We start from the raw sequence: 16,188 nt of genomic DNA on the forward strand, positions 1-16,188 counted from the left end.
ATCCGCCGGACCCCTCCCCGGCGAGAGGCTCGACACCATGAACGACGTGCTTGTTGGACGAGCCCTGGCCAAGCGGTTCGGGCAGACGGTGGCCCTGGGCGGAGTGGACCTCGCGGTCCGGGCCGGAGAGGCCGTGGCGATCATGGGCCCCAGCGGCTCCGGCAAATCAACCCTGCTGCACTGCCTGGCCGGCATCATGAAGCCCGACTCCGGCGAGGTGCACCTGCTCGGCCAGCGCATCGACAACATGCGCGAACGCGGCCGCAGCGCGCTGCGCCGCACCCGCTTCGGCTTCGTCTTCCAGTTCGGCCAGCTCCTGCCCGAGCTGCCCGCCGAGGAGAACGTGGCCCTGCCGCTCATGCTCGGCGACGTACCGAGGGCGCAGGCCGTACGGCAGGCCCGCGACTGGTTCGGACCTCTCGGCCTGCACGGCATGGAGACCCGGCGGCCCGGCGAGCTGTCGGGCGGCCAGGCGCAGCGCGTCGCCATCGCCAGGGCGCTGGTCACCAAGCCCGCGGTGGTCTTCGCCGACGAGCCGACCGGCGCGCTCGACCAGACGACCGGCCAGGAGACGATGCGGCTGCTGGTCGAGGCGACCAAGCACAACGACGCCTGCCTGATCGTGGTGACCCACGACCCCAACGTGGCCGGCTGGTGCGACCGCACGGTCGAGGTCCGCGACGGCCACCTGCTCGCGGGCGGGGTACGCGCGTGAACCTGGACTTGACCTGGCGGCTGCTCAAGGACGGGGTACGCGCGTGAACCTGGATCTGACCTGGCGGCTGCTCAAGGGTGGCGGGCGCAAGGGTCTGCTGGGCACCTGGCTGACCCTGGGGGCCGTGGCCGTCTCCATGGCGCTGCTGCTGTTCGCGGTGGCCGCCAACTACGCCTTCGAGGCCAGGGCAGACCGGAGCGCCTGGCGCAACCCGGTCGCGACCACGGGCGTTCAGGAAAAGGGCAAGGCCGTGGCGATCGAGGCGTCCCGTCATGACTTCGTTCGCGACAAGGACATCACCGTCGTCGACCTGGCGGCGCTCGGCGCGGAGACGCCCGCGCCGCCGCCCGGCCTGGCCCGCTTCCCCGCGCCCGGCGAGGCCTGGCTCTCCCCGGCGCTGAAAGAGCTGGCCGAGCAGCTGCCGGCGGACCAGCTCGCCGCCCGCTTCCCGGGCACCAAGGGCGTGCTCGGCGAGGAGGCGCTGCTCTATCCGGGCGAGCTGGTCGCGGTCGTCGGCCACCAGCCGGACGCGCCCGAGCTGACCACGCGGCGCAGCGATGACTGGATCATCGGCAAACCCCCGGTGAAGGTGGCGAGCCTGGCGGGGGAGCCGACGGAGGACGCCGAGGCCTACCAGGTGCTGGCGCTCATCGCCGGGGTGCTGATGGTCGTGCCGCTGCTCGTGTTCGGGGGTGCGGCGGCCCGGCTCACCGTGGCCAGGAGGGACCAGCGCCTGGCCACGCTCAGGCTGGTCGGCGCCACGCCCGGCCAGGTGGTCGGGATGACCGTGGCCGAGGCGATGATCGTGGCCCTCGCGGGGGCGGTCACGGGCACGCTCGCCTACGCCCTGGCGGCGCCGCTGCTGGCCGGGATCCAGATCGGCGGCGGGCCGTGGTTCGTCTCCGACCTGTGGCCGAGCCCGCTGGTCCTGGGCGGGCTGCTGGTCGCGGTCCCGCTGCTGGTGGGGCTCTCGGCCGTGGTGGGGCTGCGGCGGGTCGTGGTCAGCCCGCTCGGGGTGGCCAAACGGGAGACGCCCCCCGCGATGCGCTTCGTCAGGGTCGTCGCCCTGCTCGCGGTGCTCGCCGCCGTTCCACTGCTGAGCCGTGGCTCCGCGGTGGGTCCCATCGCGGTGGTGATCGGCCTGGCCTTCCTCTGCGTCAACCTGGTCGGCCCGTGGGTGGTCGGGGTCATCGGACGCGTCACGGCCAGGCGGGCGAACCGGCCCGCCCGGCTGCTGGCGGGCCGGCGGCTGGTGGACGATCCGCGCTCCGCGTGGCGCACGGTGAGCGGTGTGGCCATGACCGGCTTCGTCGCCGGGTTCCTGTGCCTGCTCAGTCCGGGCGTCTTCAACAGCAGCGCCGTTACGGGGCAGCTCCGGATCGCCGTCCCGGCGGATCAGACGGCCTCCGTGGCCGAGCAGGCGCGTACCCGGTTGAAGCAGGCGGGAATCACGGCCACGGTGAAGCCGGTGAAGAAGGTCGTCGCCGTCGCCCTCGGCACCTCGGCCGACGCCGCGACCATCGACCGGGCCCGTACGGCGCTGGCCGGGCTGGTTCCCGGGCACACGCCCACCACGGACGCCGACGACGGGCACTTCGGCGTCCAGATCCTGGCCGACATCCGCGCGGGCACGGTGGTCGTGCTGTCGGTGTCGTTCCTGGTCGCCATCGCCAGCGCCGGGATCACGGCCGCGTCGTCGATCCTCGACCGCCGCCAGACGTACGGGCTGCTGCGCCTGGCGGGCACGCCGCTGGAGGTGCTCGACAAGGCACGCAGGGCCGAGACGCTCATCCCGCTCACCGTGATGGGCGGCGGCGCGATCCTGATCGGCGCGTTCTGCGCGACGCCCTTCATGATCGGCGCGGTGAACTCGACCGGGGTGATCACGCTGCTTGTCTGCGTCGGGCTCGGCTTCGCCGGGGTGATCGGGGCGGGGGCGCTGAGCAGACCGCTCCTCAACTCGGTCACCACCGACCCGGCCCCGCGCCCCGACTAGCCGTCAGTTCAGGACCAGGTCGCGGATGATCGTCAGCGACCGCTCGTCCCGAGGCCCCATCACCAGCAGGCTGGTGACCGGGCTCTGGCGCCAGAGTTCGAGGCGTTCCTTGATCCGTCCGGGCGGCCCGACGAGCGAGATGCCGTCGGCCAGCTCGTCCGGGATCGCCTGGAACGCCTCATCCTTCTTCCCGGCCAGGTACAGCGCCTGGATGCGCTCGGCGGCCTCGGCGAACCCCATCCGGCCGATGATGTCGGCGTGGAAGTTGCGGTGCTTGGCGCCCATGCCGCCGATGTACAGGGTGAGCATCATCTTCACGCCGTCGAGCGCGGCCCGTACGTCGTCCGAGATCACCACCATGACCATGGCCGCCACGTCGAAGCCCGGCGCGGCGCCCGACAGCGCCTCGCCGTACATCTCCTCGATCTTGGACGGAAAGGCGAACAGCGGCAGCCAGCCCTGGCCGAGCTCGGCGGCCAGTGCCACGTTCTTGGGCCCTTCCGCCCCGAGGTAGAGGGGGATGTCGGGCCGCAGCGGGTGGGTGATGAGCTTGAGCGGCTTGCCCAGCCCGTCCGCCAGGGGGAGCGGGTAGTGCGGTCCGTCGCTGGTCACCGGCTCCTCGCGGCGCCAGACCTGGCGCATGATGTCGACGTACTCGCGGGTCCTGGTCAGCGGCTTGGCGAACGGCTGGCCGTACCAGCCCTCGACCACCTGGGGTCCCGAGGCGCCGATGCCGAGCAGCAGCCGCCCGCCCGTGAGATGGTCGAGCGTCATCGCCGTCATCGCCGTGGTGACCGGCGGCCTGGCCGACATCTGGGCGATCGACGTGCCGAGCTTGATGCGCGAGGTCCGCGCGCCGTACCAGGCCAGCGGCGTGAAGACGTCGCTGCCGTACGCCTCGGCGGTCCATATCGAGTCATAGCCGAGCCGCTCGGCCGTCAGGACAGTTTCGGTCGCGTCGTCCGCGTTGCGCTGCCAGTAGCCGAGCTGCAAGCCGAGCTTCATGTGACACCTCCGGAATTTAGTTCTATTACGGCCGCAGCGGAGCCGGGTGTCAATGCATGATCTTCCGGGGAAATCACCCTCGTGGTTAACGTTCTGTGTCGACTCGCTTGCGCGCTGCTGTTTCTCTCGGCAGGCGCGTTGCCCGTGATCCGTCCGGCGGAGGCCTCCGGGGAGAGCCGGCCGAACATCGTCATGGTGATGGCGGACGACCTGGAGTACGGGGCGCTCTCCTACTTTCCCGCGATAGATCAGCAGCTGGTGCAGCAGGGCGCCTCGTTCGACCGGTTCTTCGTGTCCAACTCCTGGTGCTGCCCGTCGCGCACGACGATCCTGCGCTCCCAGTACGTCCACAGCCATGGCGTGCTGACCAATACCGCACCGGAAGGCGGCTTCGACCGCTTCCACACCCTGGGTCTGGAACAGTCCACGATCGGCACCTGGATGCAGCAGGTCGGCTACCGCACGGCGCTGATGGGCAAGTTCCTCAACCACTATCCGGGCGACACCGCCACTCAGACGTACGTGCCGCCCGGCTGGCACGAGTGGGACGTGCCCGTGCGCAACCTCTATCAGGAGTACGGCTACCGCCTCAACGAGAACGGCAACCTCGTCGACTACGGCTGGGGCGAGCAGGACTACCTGTCCGACGTGCTGGCGGGCAAGGCCAGAAATTTCATCACCGCCAGCTCGGATCCGTTCTTCCTCTATCTCGCCCCCATCGCGCCACACAATCCGACCAATCCCGCAGTCCGCAACATGGACGCGTTCCCCTGGTCGCAGGCGCCGCGCACGCCGTCCTTCAATCAGGCGGACGTGTCGGAGGAGCCGGAGTGGCTGCGATCGCGGCCACTGATCTCACCGGCGGGCATCGACCAGGTCGACGAGCGCTACCGCAGGAGGCTGCGGGCCATGCTCGGCGTCGACGATCTCGTCAACTCGGTGATCACCGCCCTCCGCGACTCCGGCAAGCTCGACAACACCTACATCTTCTTCACCTCCGACAACGGCTTCCACCTGGGGACGCATCGCCTTCCTCAGGGCAAGACCACCCCGTTCGAGGAGGCCATCCACGTCCCTCTGGTGGTGCGCGGGCCGGGCATCGAGCCGGGCTCGACGATCAACGAGATGACCGCGACGGTGGATCTGGCGCCCACGTTCGCCGCGCTCGGCGGGGCGGCGGTGCCGCCGTTCGCCGAAGGGCGGTCGCTGGTGCCGCTGTTGCAGGGCAAGCGGCCGTCGCCATGGCGACGGAATGTGCTGATCGAGTTCAACCGGCCGGCCAACCGGTCGTCGGCCGCGCAGACGCCGGTGCCCGCCTATGAGGCACTGCGTACGGAGACGCACACCTACGTGAGGTACGCCACCGGCGAGATACAGCTGTACGACCTCACCCGAGATCCGTATGAACTGCACAACCTCGCCCGTTTCGCGGACCCAGGACTGGTGCTGGGGCTCCAGGAACGGCTGTCGAGGATGCACGCCTGCTCGGGCGCCGAATGCCTGGAAGCCGACTCAGCCGGCTGAGCAGGCGGCGGGGGCCGGCAGGCGGCCCGCCCGATAGGCGCTCGGGGGCACGCCCATCACCTCGCGGAACTCCGCCGTCATGTGCGACTGGTCGTAGTAGCCCGCGTCGGCGGCCAGGGACGCGCCCTCTTGGCGACACACCCTGGCCAGCACGCCACGGACCCGGCTGATCCGGGCGAACCGCTTGGGCGGGACACCGACGCCGCCCGTGAACAGGTTGCGCAGATGCCGCTCGCTCACCCCCAGCTCCCTGGCCACCGCGACCACCGCGGGGGCCGCCGCGACGCCCACCAGGTCATCGCGGTCCAGCGCCGCCTCGGCCGAGCGCAACGCCGCCGCGCCCACCAGACCGGCAGGCTCCAGCGCCGCCTCGGCGGAGAGCAGCGCCGCCGCCGCGCCCACCAGGCCGGCGCGGTCCAGGTCGGCGGACGACTGCGCGGCCAGCCGGTCACGGAACGCCGCCTCCAGACGCGTCATCACCTGCTCGGCCCAGTCGCTTTCCGGCACCATGCCCGTCAGCTCTTCGGCCAGCCGGTCCGCCCGTACCCCCCAAAGATCCCGGAGCGGGACGACCTGGTCCACGAGCTCGCTCAGCGGCACCCCGAGCAGCGGCCGGGCGGTCTCCGGGCGCAGCCGTACCGTGACGCAGTGCGGCACGTCCTTGGGCATCAGGTACGACGCCCGCGTACGCGGCCCCAGCACGTACAGGCGCCCAGCCCCGTCCACCGTGCGGAAGGCCACCGTCGGCGTGGTGTCGGGCTCCCGGACGTGAATCCGCCGGGTTCCCAGGAGTGCTCCATCCATAGTGCCGATTCTTCCTATAACCGACGCCAGGCGCGCTGTCAGCCTGGCTGACATGATTCTGATCACCGGTGCCACGGGCACCATAGGCAGCCAGACCGCCCGCCTCCTCCTCGAGGGCGGCGAGACCATACGGTCGATGACCCGGGACCTGTCCCGCTCGCCCGGCGGCGAAGCCGTCCAGGCCGACTTCGAAGACCCGCGATCGCTGCGGCGGGCGTTCGAGGGTGTGTCGGCCGCCCTCCTGCTGACCGGATTCGGCGGGCGGCTGAAGGAGCACGACCAGGCCATGATCGAGGCGGCCGGAGCGGCGGGCGTCAAGAAGGTGGTGAAGCTCTCGGCTATCGGCACGGGCGGCAGCGACGACCCCGACGATGTCAGGTCGTGGCACGTGCCGGGTGAGGAGGCCATCAAGGCGAGCGGCATGTCGTGGACCGTGCTCCGCCCGGCCGGCTTCGCCTCCAACTCGCTGGGCTGGGCGCAGGCCGTCAGGTCGGGCGGCCCGATCCCCAACTTCACCGGCGACGGCGTGCAGCCCATCATCGACCCGCGTGACGTCGCGGCCGTGGCGGTGGCCGCTCTCACGACGAGCGCGCACGACTCGCGCACCTACGACCTCACGGGCCCGGACCTGCTCAGCGTCCCCGCCCAGGTGTCGATCCTGGCCAAGGTGCTCGGCCGCCCGCTGGAGACCGCCGAGATCCCCATCGAGGCGGCCAAGGAGCAGATGCTCGCCTCGGGCGCCGATCCCAGCCTGGTCGCCGTCGCGGCCACGGGCTGGAGCATGCTCAAGGAGGTGGGCTGGCCGCATCTCTCGGACGGCGTCCAGTCGGTGCTGGGCCGCCCGGCCACCTCTTACGAGTCCTGGGTCCGGGACCACCGAGCCGCCTTCAGCTAAGGGCTCTCAGCTCAACGAGGGGTAGGCGTGGGCCAGGTGCTCGGCGACCGCGTTCGCGGCCTCGTCGGGATCGCCCGCCCGTACGGCCGCGAGGATGCGTTCGTGGTCGGCCCGCAGCACGGACGTGTCGCCGAGCCGCGTCACCGCCTCCACCGCGTAGCGCCTCATCGAGTCGCGCAGCGACCGCATGATGGCCGCGATCAGCCGGTTCCCGGACGCGTCGGCCAGCGCGCAGTGGAAGGCGGTGTCGTGCTCGACGAACTCCTCGGCCGACGTCGCCGCGTCCATGCCCGCCAGGGCCGTGGCGAGGCCGGAGGTGTCGGACCCGGCCGAGGCCGCGCGGGCCGCCGCCCAGCGTTCGATCATCAGCCGGGTGTCGATCACCTCGCGCAGTTCCAGGCTGGCCAGTCCCAGATGCAGCCTGAGCAGATCGGTGAGCGCCGTGTCGGGGCGGGAGGTCAGCACCGCCCCGGCATCAGGCCCCCGCCCCACCTGCGACGACACCACGCCGAGCGTCTCCAGCACGCGCATGGCCTCCCGCACCGACGAGCGGCTGACCCCCAGCTGCTCGGCGAGGCTGCGCTCGGCGGGCAGCCTGTCGCCCGCCTTGAGACCGTCCTCGGCGATGCGCCGTTCGATCTGTGCGATGACGTCCTCGAACGTACGGGTCCGCCGGACGGGTTGCCAGTCGGCCACCATTGTCCTCCTGCGCGCGGCTTCGATATGGTCTGACCATACTGTGGTCAGACCATACATCGGAAGGAGAGCCGTGCGAGTCGCCCTGTTCATCACGTGCGTGAACGACACGCTCTTCCCCGGCACCGGCAAGGCCGTCGTGTCGCTCCTGCGCAGGCTCGGCTGTGAGGTGGACTTTCCCGCCGCCCAGACGTGCTGCGGCCAGATGCACGTCAACACCGGCTACCGCGACGAGGGCGTACGGCTGGCGCGCCGTTTCACCGAGGTGTTCGCCGGTTACGACGCGGTCGTCGCGCCGTCCGGATCGTGCGCCGCCATGGTGCGCGAGCAGTATCCCAAGCTGGTGCGGCAGGGGAGCAGGGGAGCGGCGGCGATCGCCGAGGTCGCGCCCAAGGTCTACGAGCTGTCCGAGTTCCTGCTCGACGTCCTCAAAGTCGACGACGTAGGCGCATATTTCCCGCACCGGGTGACATATCACCCGACGTGTCATTCGCTGCGCGGGCTCCACCTCGGTGACCGTCCGACCAGGCTCCTCCAGAACGTCCGGGGCCTGGAGCTGGTCCCGCTCCCGGGGGCGGAGGAGTGCTGCGGCTTCGGCGGCACGTTCTCGGTCAAGAACCCGGCCGTCTCCGCCGCCATGGGCGCCGACAAGGCGCGCAGCGTGCTCGACACGGGCGCGGAGGTGCTGTGCGCGGCCGACAACTCGTGCTTGATGCACATCGGCGGCACGCTCGGCCGTCAGCGGACCGGTGTCCGGGTCATGCATCTCGCCGAGATCCTCGCCTCCACCGAAGAGGGCGGTGCCCAATGAGCGCAACATTCCTCGGCATGCCAGGAAATTTCCCGCAAAATGCGGCGGAGGCCGTACAGAACTCTCAGCTTCGCTACAACCTCCGCAAGGCCACGCACACCATCCGCGGCAAGCGCGCGAACGTCGTCGGCGAGCTCCCCGACTGGCAGGAGCTCCGCGCCGCCGGCAAGGCGATCAAGGACGACACCCTGCGCCACCTCGACCGCTACCTCCTCCAGCTGGAGGAGGCCGTGACCAGGGCGGGCGGCCACGTCCACTGGGCCCGCGACGCCGACGAGGCCAACCGCATCGTCACCCGGCTCGTCCAGGCCACGGGCGAGAGCGAGGTGGTCAAGGTCAAGTCGATGGCCACCCAGGAGATCGGCCTCAACGAGGCGCTGGCCGCGCAGGGCATCACCGCCTACGAGACCGACCTGGCCGAGCTGATCGTGCAGCTCGGCGACGACTTCCCGAGCCACATCCTGGTGCCCGCGATCCACCGCAACCGGGCCGAGATCCGCGAGATCTTCCTCGACAAGATGCGCCCGGTCCCGGCGGACCTCACCGACGAGCCGCGCGCGCTGGCCGAGGCCGCCCGGCTGCACCTCCGCGAACGCTTCCTCAAGAGCAAGGTCGCCGTCTCGGGCGCCAACTTCATGATCGCCGAGACCGGCACGCTGGTGGTGCTGGAGTCCGAGGGCAACGGCCGGATGTGCCTCACCTTGCCGGAGACCCTGATCAGCGTGGTCGGCATCGAGAAGCTCCTGCCCTCCTGGCGCGACCTCGAGGTCTTCCTGCAACTGCTGCCGCGCAGCTCCACCGGCGAGCGCATGAACCCCTACACCAGCATGTGGACCGGCTCGGCCGAGGGCCAGGACTTCCACCTGGTGCTGCTCGACAACGGCCGCACGAACGTGCTCGCCGACGAGGTGGGCCGCCAGGCGCTGCGCTGCATCCGCTGCTCGGCCTGCCTGAACGTCTGCCCGGTCTACGAACGCGCGGGCGGCCACGCCTACGGCTCGGTCTACCCGGGCCCGATCGGCGCGATCCTCACCCCGCAGCTCAGGGGCATGTCGTCGGAGCTGGACGCCTCGCTGCCGTACGCCTCCAGCCTCTGCGGCGCCTGCTACGAGGTGTGCCCGGTCGCGATCGACATCCCCGAGGTGCTCGTGGACCTGCGCGCCAAGGTCCGCCACGCGCCGGCCGAGCGGGCGGGCATGCGCGTCGCGGGCTGGATACTCAACGACGAGGTACGGCTGGCGAAGGCGCAACGCCTGGCCACCCGCTTCCGCAAGGTGGTGCCGAAACGCCTGCCGGGCCCCCTGTCGGCCTGGACCGACACCCGGGACCTGCCGGAGATTCCGGAAGAATCATTCAGAGACTGGTGGGAGCGGAATGAGCGCGCGTGACGAGATCCTGGCCAGGGTCCGCCGAGCGGTGGCAGGCGCCCCCGAGGTGGCGATCCCGCGCGGCTACCGTACGACCGCGCAGGTAGATGACCTCGTGGGCCTGTTCGCCGAGCGGGTGGACGACTACCGCGCCGTCGTGCACGTGCTGCCCGCGGCCGAGGTGCCCGGCAAGGTGGCCGAGCTGGTGGCCGGCCGCCGGATGGTCGTGCCCGATGGCCTGCCGACCGAATGGCAAGTGCCCGGCGCCGTCGCGGGCGGCTCCGTGGCCGAGCTGGACGCCGCCGACGGGGTCGTCACCGGCTGCGCGGTGGCCATCGCCGAGACCGGCACGATCGTCCTCGACTCGGGCCCCGGCCAGGGTCGCCGGGCGCAGACCCTGGTGCCCGACTACCACCTGTGCGTGGTCCGCGCGGACCAGATCGTGGCCGGCGTGCCCGAGGCGGTCGCCCGGCTCGACCCGGTCCGCCCCCTGACCTGGATCAGCGGCCCGTCGGCCACCAGCGACATCGAGCTCAACCGGGTCGAGGGCGTACACGGGCCGCGGACGCTGGAAGTGATCATAGGTACCTGATGACCGCCGCCGCGTCCGAGATCTCCGGGCTGAACCACAGCTCGGCGTCCGTCATGGTCGCGGCCCTGGCCAACGCGGAGTCCGCGCGCTCCGGCACCGGATCGTCCACCCCCCAGCCGCGTAGCTCCTGGGGGGCGGTGGCCAGCTGCGTGCCGCCTCCGCCGCCGATCCACATGGGCTTGGCCACCTTGCCCGGCATCAGCACCGCGTGCACCCTGCCCTCCCGCAGGGCGTGCGCGACCTCGGCCAGCCCGGTGGGTCCGCCGGTCTCCCGGTAGCGGTCGAGCAGCTCCGCCCGCCGGCGGTCGAGGTAGGAGTCGAGCGCGGTCTCCACGTCTCGTTCGAACTGCTCGTGGTCGGCGCGGCTGCCGTGTTCGACCATCAGCACGCGGTCCACGGACTTCGTACCGAGATGATCGCAGAGCAGCGAACGCGACTTCGGGTCGCCGGCCACCACGACCAGTTCGAGGCCGAGCCGCCGGACCTGCTCGTCGATCTCGTGCGCGACGGCGTTCGCGCTCTCCTCCCACGCCTCCTCCATGTCGCGTTCGTACCGCTGGTGTGACCAGCCGCCCCAGCTGGTCCTGTGCAGCGGCCACGGGGCGGCCGCCACGGTGGCCCGGCGGGGGGAGCCGCTGCCGAAGACGGTCAGCTCGGTTCCCGCGTGGTCCACGATGGCCCGCAGGTGCGGCACGTTCTCTCCGCGCAGCATCAGCATGGGCGTGACCAGCGGCAGCGGGCTGTAGGCGGCCAGCTCCGGCACCTCGGCGAGCGTCTCCGCCAGCACCACGTCGCCGTGGGTGGCGAACATCACCCGCCCGGCCACCGACCCCGCCGCTTCCGCTTCCGCTTCCGCTTCCGCCTCCGCTTCCAGAGCATCGAGCGTGTCCGGATCCACCTCGCCGCGGAGCTGGGCGCGCAGCCCGCGCCAGTTCTTCTCGCGCTCTCGCCTGTCGAGTGCGCTCAGATAGACCGAGGCGTACGGCCCGCGGCGCTCATAGAGCGGCCGGATGAAGTCGAGCCGCACCGCTCACCACCTCCGCCTCTCCATGCTGAGCCCGAGCGCCTCCGTGGCCTGCCCGAGGGTGTGGTATTGCCGCTCCGGGAGCGAGTGCAGGAGCTCCAGCACCTCATCGGGCGCGTGCCGGTGTTCGGCGTGCCGCAGCAGGTCCTCCCTGGATGAGGGGAAAGAGGTGTCATTGACCCATTCGAAGAGCTCGGCGCCCTCGGTGTGTGTGGGGCCGCCGCCCCGGACCATGCCTTCCGTCTCGTGCTTGCGCTCCTCGTCAAGGCGGGGGCCGTGTTCGGCGCTGCCACATTCCATGGTGGTCACTCCTCTCTAGGGCGACCTACCCCCGCTTTCATGGGCAAACATCGCGGCTGTGTACCCTGCCGAGGGTGTTCGATCCCGGTGTGAGAATCACCACCGCGCGGCTCGTGCTCCGGCCCTTCGGCATCTCAGACGCCGACCGGATCCGCTCGATCGTGCAGTCCGGTGCGCAGTTCCTGCCGCCCGGCACCCCCGGCAAGGCGTCGGGCATCGCGCACTGGCTCAAGTCCGGCGTACACGAGCTACGCCGCTCCGGCCAGGGCGTGCACCTGGCGATGGCCGACGCCGACGACCGTGTCGTGGGCGCCATCAGCCTGTTCAAGACCTCGTGGGGCGCGGGCACGACCGAGGTCGGGTACGGCGTGCACCCCCTGTACCGGGGCCGCGGGTTCGCACCCGAAGCCGTACGCGGGCTGGTCGACTGGGTGTTCGCCACCACGGAGCTGCGCAGGATCGACCTGACGGCCAACCTCGACAACCTGGCCTCGCTGCGCGTCGCCCAGAAAGCGGGCTTCACCTGGGAAGGCGTGCTCCGCGACGCCGCGATGGAGGACGACGGCCCGCACGATCTGGTGATGTTCGGCCTGCTGCGCGGCGACAGCCGCGCCCCGTCCGACACGCTGCCCCGCACCGAGCTGCGTACCCGGCGGCTGCTGCTCAGGCCGCCGGCCGAGGCCGACGTGGCGGACCTGGCGGCCACGGGCGCCGACCCGCTCACCCAGGCCGAGACCGGGCTGCCGCGCGGCTACACGGTGGCGGACGCCCGCGCGTTCATCGGCGCCGCCGAGCGGATCCGGACCAGGGGACAGGGGATCGCCTACGCCGTGGCGGAGCTGGCCGGTGGCCGTTTCGTGGCGAACGTGGATCTCAGGGACGCCGACTGGGTCAACAGGTCGGCGGAGGTCGGTTACATGACCGCGCCCTGGGCACGCGGCCAGGGGTACGCGGGGGAGGCCGTGCTGGCGATCGCCCGCTGGCTGTTCGTCACGCAGGGCTTCGGGCGGCTGCAACTGCGGGCGGCGGTCACCAACCTGGCCTCGCAGCGGGTCGCGGAGAAGGCGGGCTTCGTCCGGGAGGGTGTGGCGCGCAACGCGCTCCAGGGGCGTGACCTGGTCGTCTACAGTCTCACGCCATCCGATCTGGCCTGATGGATCTCACCGGTCCAGCGGGCAGGACGGGGTGGTTCGTGCGGACAGGCACACCGGACAGGCGTTCGTACCCTTTGTGAAACACCGTGGCACCCGTCACCCTTAGTGGTGAGGCGGTGAGGCGCATGATCACGGTGGTCGGGTGGGACGGATCGGAGCTGTCGGCCAGAGCGGTCGAGCGGCTGCGCGGGGCGGCGCTCGTGGTGGGGCCGGACGCCATCATCGGGCAGCTCGGGCTGACCGCTTCGGTCGTGGCGGACGGGTCGCTGCTCCAGACCCTCGACAGCCACTTCGAACAGGGCGAGGGCGCCGCCGTGGTGGTCGCCGAGGGTGATCCCGGCTTCTTCGGCGTGGTGCGCAGGCTGCGCGCCCACGGGCTCAAGCCCGACGTACTCCCCGCCACCTCGCTCGTCACCCGCGCCTTCGCCCGCGCCGGGCTCAACTGGGAGGACGCGCTCGTCGTGGCCCCGGCCGGTCCGCACCAGCTCAACCGGGTCGTCAACGCCTGCCGGGCGCACCCCAAGGTGGCCCTGCTGGTGGCGCCCGGCGTCGGGCCCGGTGACATCGCCCGTGAGCTGGCGCCCACGACCCCGCGCGAGCTGATCGTCTGCGAGGACATCGGCGGGCCCGACGAGCGGGTCACCCACAGCCGCATGGGCGAGGCCACCACCCGGCCGTGGAAGGACCCCGACGTGGTGCTCGTCATCGACCCCCTCCACCAGGCCAGGGAGCCCGGCTGGGTGGCGGGCGCGCAGCCGGGGCCGGCCGAATGGGCGCTGCCGTTCGCGAGCTGGATCCCGGCCGAGGTCAGGGCGTACATCCTGGCCAATCTCGGCCCCCGGCTCGGCGACCTGGTCTGGGACGTGGGCGCGGGCTCCGGCGAGATCGCCGTCGAGTGCGCCCGGCTCGGCGCGGCCGTCGTGGCCGTCGAGCGGGACGAGGCGGCCTGCGCCCGGCTGCGCGCCACCGTACTCGAACACGGCGTCAAAGTGGCGCTGGCCAGGGGACAGGCGCCACCGGCGCTCGAACCACTGCCCGATCCCGACGCGGTGTTCGTCGGCGGGGGCGGAACCGACGTCATCGTGGCCTGTGCCGCCCGCCGGCCACGCACGCTGGTCTGCGCGCTGAAGACGGTCGAACGGGTCTCCGCGGTGCTCGACCGGCTCCGCGAGCACGGCTATCGTGCCGAGGGCACGCAGATAATCGCCTCAAAGCTCACCATTCAGCCGGACGGATCGCATAGCCTGGCCGCGGCCGACCCTGTCTTCGTCGTACACGCGACCCCCTCGCGTGTGGCGTGACCTGTTTCACCCGGCACGCATCGGTTATCCTCGCGTGTCTTGCCTACGCACCGGAGATTCCCTCAATGAAGCCCCCGCTCCTGCTCATCGGGCAGGGCTCGAACGATGACGCCGACTCCGCCGAGTTCGGCAGGTTCGTCCACAGGCTCCGATGCCGCCTGGACCAGCGGGCCGCCGACGTCTCCGGAGGCTATCTGGAGCGGGCCACGCCCCGGGTGAGCGAGTCCGTCGCCTCCCTGGTCGCCCGGGGACACCACCGTCTGGTGGCGCTGCCGCTGAGCCTCAGCAGGGTGGGCGCGGAGTTCCCCGCCGCCATGGCCAGGGTGCAGGAACGCCACCCGACCCTCATGTGCGACTACGGCCGCCCGCTCGGGCCCGACCCCCGCGTGCTCGCGCTGCTGGCCGAGCGCCTCAACGACGCCGCCACCGAGATGCCCAAGCTGCGCCCGCTGGAGCTGGTCGGCGGCCGGCCCCGGCTGCGGGCCGTCGACCCGGCGGCCACCGAACTGCCCCTCCACGTCGAGCCGGGGGAGACCGCGGTCGTCCTGGTCGGCGAGGGCTCCACCGACCCGGCGGCCAACGCCGAGATCCACCGCGTCTCGCGGCTGTTCTGGGAGACGCACGCCTACGACTTCATGACGGTCGAGACCGCCTTCGTCTCGGTCACGCCGCCCGGGGTGCCCGGCGGGCTCGAGCGCTGCCGCCGGCTGGGCGCCAAGCGGGTGATCGTCGTCCCGTACCTGCTGTTCGCGGGCGGGATGCTGGAGCGCGTGTGGGCGCAGGCGCTGGCCTACGGCGCCGGCCACCCCGATCTCGACATCCGTTGCGCCGAGGTGATCGGCGATTGCGAGACCCTGGCCGATGTCGTCATCGACCGTTACGAGGAAGCGCTCCAACTGGTCCCCTGATCCCCTACCCGGAGGTAAGCCGTGCTCGCTGAGACGCTCGCCGCGATTCGCCCCGCCGACCCGCGCGCCATCGCCGACGCCCGGGCCTACCAGGACCGCCTCACCAAGCCGCGCGGCTCGCTCGGCGCGCTGGAAGAGGTCGCGGTACGCCTGGCGGGAGCCGCGGGCACCACCCCGCCGCCCATGCCGGTCCCGGCGGCCCTGGCCATCTTCGCGGCCGACCACGGCGTCCACGCCCGCAACGTCACCCCGTGGCCGCAGGAGGTCACGATCCAGATGGTGGCCAACTTCCTGTCCGGCGGCGCGGTGGCCAACGCCTTCGCCAAGCAGGTCGGCGCGACGGTGACCGTGGTCGACGTGGGCGTCGCGGCGGACCTGCCCGACGCGCCGGGCCTGGTGAAGCGCAAGATCGATTATGGTACGGCCGACCTGGCCGCGGGGCCGGCCATGACCGTGGATCAGGCCGTACAAGCTCTGGAAGCCGGCATCTCGGTGGCCCGCGAGCTGGTGGCGGGCGGCGCCCGCTGCCTGATCACCGGCGACATGGGCATCGCCAACACCACCGCCTCCGCCGCGCTGATCTCCGCCTTCACCGGCCGGGACCCGGCCGACGTGACGGGCCGGGGGACCGGGATCGACGACGAGACGCATGCCCGCAAGGTGAGCGTGATCCGTGAGGCGCTGCGGGTGAACGGCGTCAACTCCGTCATGTCCCTGCCCAACGACGCCCTGCGGGCCCTGGCCGCCGTGGGCGGGTTCGAGCACGCGGCGCTGGTGGGCTTCATACTCGGCGGCGCCGCGGCCCGCGTGCCGCTGATCCTCGACGGGGTCATCGCCGGGGCGGCCGCCCTGGTGGCGGCGGCGCTCGACCCCGCCGCGCTGGACCACTGCGTCGCCGGGCACCGCTCGGCCGAGGTGGGCCACACCGCCGCCCTCGAACACCTCGGCCTGCGCCCCATGGTGGACCTGGAGCTGCGGCTGGGGGAGGGCACCGGCGGGCTGCTCGCCCACCCGCTCGTCTGCGCCGCCGTGCGCGTCATGCACGAGGTCGCCACCTTCGACTCGGCGGGAGTGACCGAAAAACACGTGTGATGAT

16 protein-coding genes are annotated in these 16,188 nt (G+C 71.7%); 11 read left to right on the forward strand and 5 right to left on the reverse strand.

The window, feature by feature from the left end:
• Positions 1-37 precede the first annotated feature (37 nt).
• Both AB0H88_RS15115 and AB0H88_RS15120 read left to right on the forward strand, forming a co-directional pair.
• Positions 38-715 (forward strand): ABC transporter ATP-binding protein, encoded by a 678-nt coding sequence (locus AB0H88_RS15115; protein ID WP_357644551.1) that lies wholly within the window; start codon positions 38-40, stop codon positions 713-715.
• Positions 716-758: 43 nt separating this feature from the next.
• Entirely contained in the window at positions 759-2,711 is a 1,953-nt protein-coding gene (locus AB0H88_RS15120) for an FtsX-like permease family protein (protein ID WP_357644553.1), read from the forward strand.
• A 3-nt stretch (positions 2,712-2,714) separates the two neighbouring features.
• Here AB0H88_RS15120 and AB0H88_RS15125 read toward each other — a convergent pair whose 3' ends face one another.
• Complete coding sequence (locus AB0H88_RS15125; protein WP_357644555.1) at positions 2,715-3,716, reverse strand: LLM class F420-dependent oxidoreductase; 1,002 nt, start codon at positions 3,714-3,716, stop codon at positions 2,715-2,717.
• 144 nt (positions 3,717-3,860) lie between these two features.
• On the opposite strand from AB0H88_RS15125, the gene AB0H88_RS15130 reads away from it, so the two are divergent.
• Positions 3,861-5,240: a sulfatase gene (locus AB0H88_RS15130; RefSeq protein WP_357644557.1), complete on the forward strand. Its 1,380-nt coding sequence runs from the start codon at positions 3,861-3,863 to the stop codon at positions 5,238-5,240.
• Here AB0H88_RS15130 and AB0H88_RS15135 read toward each other — a convergent pair.
• The gene (locus tag AB0H88_RS15135) at positions 5,229-6,044 is read right to left on the reverse strand and encodes a helix-turn-helix domain-containing protein (protein ID WP_357644558.1); all 816 of its coding nucleotides are present in this window, start codon (positions 6,042-6,044) and stop codon (positions 5,229-5,231) included. The two genes, AB0H88_RS15130 and AB0H88_RS15135, sit on opposite strands and share 12 nt — an antisense overlap.
• Before the next feature lie 52 nt (positions 6,045-6,096).
• Between AB0H88_RS15135 and AB0H88_RS15140 the strand changes: the two genes are divergently transcribed.
• Positions 6,097-6,939, forward strand: a complete 843-nt coding sequence (locus AB0H88_RS15140) for an NAD(P)H-binding protein (protein ID WP_357644560.1) — start codon at positions 6,097-6,099, stop codon at positions 6,937-6,939.
• A gap of 6 nt (positions 6,940-6,945) precedes the next feature.
• On the opposite strand, the gene AB0H88_RS15145 is transcribed toward AB0H88_RS15140, so the two are convergent.
• The gene (locus AB0H88_RS15145) at positions 6,946-7,638 is read right to left on the reverse strand and encodes a FadR/GntR family transcriptional regulator (protein ID WP_357644562.1); all 693 of its coding nucleotides are present in this window, start codon (positions 7,636-7,638) and stop codon (positions 6,946-6,948) included.
• Positions 7,639-7,708: 70 nt separating this feature from the next.
• Between AB0H88_RS15145 and AB0H88_RS15150 the strand changes: the two genes are divergently transcribed.
• From AB0H88_RS15150 to AB0H88_RS15160, 3 genes are read left to right on the forward strand one after another with little or no spacing between them, the layout of a single operon-like run.
• The gene (locus tag AB0H88_RS15150) at positions 7,709-8,446 is read left to right on the forward strand and encodes a (Fe-S)-binding protein (RefSeq protein ID WP_357644564.1); all 738 of its coding nucleotides are present in this window, start codon (positions 7,709-7,711) and stop codon (positions 8,444-8,446) included.
• Positions 8,443-9,834, forward strand: a complete 1,392-nt coding sequence (locus AB0H88_RS15155; RefSeq protein WP_357644566.1) for a lactate utilization protein B — start codon at positions 8,443-8,445, stop codon at positions 9,832-9,834. The genes AB0H88_RS15150 and AB0H88_RS15155 overlap by 4 nt, the downstream gene beginning before the upstream one ends.
• Complete coding sequence (locus tag AB0H88_RS15160; RefSeq protein ID WP_357644568.1) at positions 9,821-10,405, forward strand: lactate utilization protein C; 585 nt, start codon at positions 9,821-9,823, stop codon at positions 10,403-10,405. The genes AB0H88_RS15155 and AB0H88_RS15160 overlap by 14 nt, the downstream gene beginning before the upstream one ends.
• On the opposite strand, the gene AB0H88_RS15165 is transcribed toward AB0H88_RS15160, so the two are convergent.
• Entirely contained in the window at positions 10,392-11,432 is a 1,041-nt protein-coding gene (locus AB0H88_RS15165) for a Vms1/Ankzf1 family peptidyl-tRNA hydrolase (protein ID WP_357644570.1), read from the reverse strand. The two genes, AB0H88_RS15160 and AB0H88_RS15165, sit on opposite strands and share 14 nt — an antisense overlap.
• 3 nt (positions 11,433-11,435) lie before the next feature.
• The gene (locus AB0H88_RS15170; protein ID WP_357644571.1) at positions 11,436-11,729 is read right to left on the reverse strand and encodes a DUF2795 domain-containing protein; all 294 of its coding nucleotides are present in this window, start codon (positions 11,727-11,729) and stop codon (positions 11,436-11,438) included.
• Between the two features lie 89 nt (positions 11,730-11,818).
• Between AB0H88_RS15170 and AB0H88_RS15175 the strand changes: the two genes are divergently transcribed.
• From AB0H88_RS15175 to cobT, 4 genes are all read left to right on the forward strand, one after another.
• A complete protein-coding gene (locus AB0H88_RS15175; protein WP_357644573.1) occupies positions 11,819-12,883 on the forward strand; it encodes a GNAT family N-acetyltransferase in 1,065 nt (354 codons plus the stop codon).
• Between the two features lie 125 nt (positions 12,884-13,008).
• A complete protein-coding gene (locus AB0H88_RS15180; protein ID WP_357644791.1) occupies positions 13,009-14,184 on the forward strand; it encodes an SAM-dependent methyltransferase in 1,176 nt (391 codons plus the stop codon).
• A gap of 65 nt (positions 14,185-14,249) precedes the next feature.
• Positions 14,250-15,092 (forward strand): sirohydrochlorin chelatase, encoded by an 843-nt coding sequence (locus AB0H88_RS15185; protein ID WP_357644575.1) that lies wholly within the window; start codon positions 14,250-14,252, stop codon positions 15,090-15,092.
• A gap of 21 nt (positions 15,093-15,113) precedes the next feature.
• Complete coding sequence (gene cobT, locus AB0H88_RS15190; RefSeq protein WP_357644577.1) at positions 15,114-16,184, forward strand: nicotinate-nucleotide--dimethylbenzimidazole phosphoribosyltransferase; 1,071 nt, start codon at positions 15,114-15,116, stop codon at positions 16,182-16,184.
• Positions 16,185-16,188: the final 4 nt, after the last annotated feature.

It is taken from the genome of Nonomuraea sp. NPDC050680, assembly GCF_040654555.1.
GTDB lineage: Bacteria > Actinomycetota > Actinomycetes > Streptosporangiales > Streptosporangiaceae > Nonomuraea.

Excerpts from the sequence above, each read along its gene's own strand:
- AB0H88_RS15115 (WP_357644551.1), top strand. The coding sequence starts at position 38 with ATGAACGACGTGCTTGTTGGACGAGCCCTGGCCAAGCGGTTCGGGCAG.
- AB0H88_RS15125 (WP_357644555.1), bottom strand. The coding sequence starts at position 3,716 with ATGAAGCTCGGCTTGCAGCTCGGCTACTGGCAGCGCAACGCGGACGAC.
- AB0H88_RS15160 (WP_357644568.1), top strand. The coding sequence starts at position 9,821 with ATGAGCGCGCGTGACGAGATCCTGGCCAGGGTCCGCCGAGCGGTGGCA.
- AB0H88_RS15155 (WP_357644566.1), top strand. The coding sequence starts at position 8,443 with ATGAGCGCAACATTCCTCGGCATGCCAGGAAATTTCCCGCAAAATGCG.
- AB0H88_RS15180 (WP_357644791.1), top strand. The coding sequence starts at position 13,009 with ATGATCACGGTGGTCGGGTGGGACGGATCGGAGCTGTCGGCCAGAGCG.
- AB0H88_RS15170 (WP_357644571.1), bottom strand. The coding sequence starts at position 11,729 with ATGGAATGTGGCAGCGCCGAACACGGCCCCCGCCTTGACGAGGAGCGC.
- AB0H88_RS15135 (WP_357644558.1), bottom strand. The coding sequence starts at position 6,044 with ATGGATGGAGCACTCCTGGGAACCCGGCGGATTCACGTCCGGGAGCCC.
- AB0H88_RS15185 (WP_357644575.1), top strand. The coding sequence starts at position 14,250 with ATGAAGCCCCCGCTCCTGCTCATCGGGCAGGGCTCGAACGATGACGCC.
- AB0H88_RS15145 (WP_357644562.1), bottom strand. The coding sequence starts at position 7,638 with ATGGTGGCCGACTGGCAACCCGTCCGGCGGACCCGTACGTTCGAGGAC.
- AB0H88_RS15140 (WP_357644560.1), top strand. The coding sequence starts at position 6,097 with ATGATTCTGATCACCGGTGCCACGGGCACCATAGGCAGCCAGACCGCC.